We start from the raw sequence: 1280 nt of genomic DNA on the forward strand, positions 1-1280 counted from the left end.
AGGTGCGGGAGGCCGGGTCGGCGTTCATGCAGGCGAAGGCGGACAGGAACATGGCCCGTTTGAGCTGCCGGTTTCCGCCTCGGGGTGCGTGTTCACCGTGGATCGAGGTCCCGGACTGCTTTGTGGCGGGGGCGAGTCCTGCGTAGGAGGCGAGGTGGGCGGCGTTGGGGAAGCTGGTGCCGTCGCCGACGGTGACCAGCAGGACGGCGGCGGTCCTGACGCCGACGCCGGGCATCGACGTCAGGACCGGGGAAAGAGGGTGGGCCTCCAGCAGGGTGTTGATCTGGGCTTCCGTCGCCCGGCGCTGGGTGTGGACGGCGGCCAGGGAGGCGGCCAGAGAGGGGATGACGATATCGAGGGTGCCGGTGCCGGGGACGACGACGGTCTGTTCGTCGAGGGCGTCGAAGACGTCGTCGATCAGCCGGGTGGCCATGCGCGGGGCTTTCGGGCGGATCAGTTCCACGAGTCTGCGGCGGCCGGCCTTGCGCAGGGCGGCCGGGGAGCCGTAGCGCTCCAGCAGCCAGGTCACGGCCTGGTGGTCGAGCCGTGGGCCGAGGACGCGTTCGAGGCTGGGGTGGAACTGGGTGAGCAGGCCGCGTATCCGGTTGCTGGTGCGGGTGGCTTCGGCAGCGAGATCCTGGTCAAAGCCGACGAGGACCGTGAGTTCGGCGGTGATCTCGTCGGTGGGTTCGAGGGATCGCAGGGTGTGCGGCATGGCGCGGGCCGCATCCGCGATCACCGCGGCGTCCCTGGCGTCGGTCTTTGCCTCGCCGGGGTAGAGGTCGGCGATCCGGCGCATGGCCAGGCCGGGCAGGTAGGCGACGCGGCAGCCGGCGTTGCGGGCGACGGTCAGCGGCAGCGCGCCGATGGAGGCGGGCTGGTCCACGATCACCAGGACGGTGCCGAACTTTGCGGTCAGCTTGTCGAAGACGGCCCGCAGCTTGGGTTCGCTGTTGGGCAGGGCCTTGTCGAAGACCTTCTTCCCGGCCGGGGTCAGGCCGTGGCCGTGGTGGGCGCTCTTGCCGACGTCCAGGCCCAGGAACACGCCCACGTCTTCGATCTCGAACATCGTGCCCTTTCCGAGGTGTTGACGGTGCCGGCCTCGGCTTGGGTGTCGTGCTCGCGCATCCACGTTATGCAGACCTGCCGCCCGCGAACTGCCCGGCGTTGCGCCAGGCCAGGCGGCGGCCGGACCTCTGATCAGCGTCTCTGACGAACACCTCCCGGGCCCGGTGAACACCACCCCCCAGGTCATGCCTTCGACAGGGGGCAACAGTCAT

At 70.0% G+C, this 1280-nt stretch carries 1 protein-coding gene; it reads right to left on the reverse strand.

The window, feature by feature from the left end; translation table 11 throughout:
• A partial coding sequence (locus ACGFR7_RS37505) for an IS110 family transposase (protein ID WP_393328570.1) occupies positions 1 to 1069 on the reverse strand: 1069 nt, incomplete at its 3' end.
• Between the last annotated feature and the right edge of the window lie 211 nt (positions 1070 to 1280).

The sequence above is a fragment of the Streptomyces sp. NPDC048516 genome, from assembly GCF_043199875.1.
Classification (GTDB): domain Bacteria; phylum Actinomycetota; class Actinomycetes; order Streptomycetales; family Streptomycetaceae; genus Streptomyces.